Annotated in this window: 1 protein-coding gene; it reads left to right on the top strand. The window is 63.9% G+C overall.

The window, feature by feature from the left end; genetic code table 11:
* Nucleotides 1-626 (top strand): transposase (locus tag NPX02_RS21275; protein ID WP_260296072.1); only part of this gene is annotated, 626 nt, incomplete at both ends.

Below are 626 nucleotides of genomic sequence, written 5' to 3'. Positions count from 1 at the left end.
GCGGGCGCTGAGCAAGGCGGGGCAACGGCTGACCGGCTACAACGTTCAGAGTGTTGTCGACGACACCCATAAGCTCATCGTGCATCACGAGGTGACCAACGCCGGCAACGACCAAGGTCAACTGGCCGAACAAGGCGGTGCGGCCAAAGCGGTACTGGGGGTCGATACGCTCACGGTACTCGCTGACGCCGGCTACTACAGCGAAGAGCAATTGGCGGCCTGCGAGAAGGCCAAGCTGAACGTCTACGTCCCGATTCCCGATAAACACAAGGCCGTGGCCCACGAACAACGGTTAAGCGGAGAGCGTTTTCATTACATCCCGAGTGCCGACGTCTATGTGTGTCCCGGCGGGCAACTGCTGCGTCCCCAGGGCAAGCCGATCGCTAAACAGGGTGTCCTGCGTACTCGTTACACGCGCCCCGCCCGACAGTGTCAGGGCTGTGTGCTGAAGGCGGCCTGCCTGCCGAAGAAGACCGCCCGGCGCCAGATCTATCGCTCCGAGCATGCAGAGCTTGTGGCGTCCCACCGCCGCCGCATGGCCGACGCGGGGCGGGAACGGATGCGCCAACGCGCCGCGACGGTCGAGCACCCCTTCGGAACCCTCAAACGCTGGTTCGGTTGGGATC

Origin of the sequence: Sedimenticola hydrogenitrophicus (genome assembly GCF_025175675.1) — a bacterium.
Taxonomy (GTDB): domain Bacteria; phylum Pseudomonadota; class Gammaproteobacteria; order Chromatiales; family Chromatiaceae; genus Sedimenticola; species Sedimenticola hydrogenitrophicus.
Note: the sequence above shows the minus strand (reverse complement) of the source record. Positions and strands in the feature narration are given on the sequence as shown.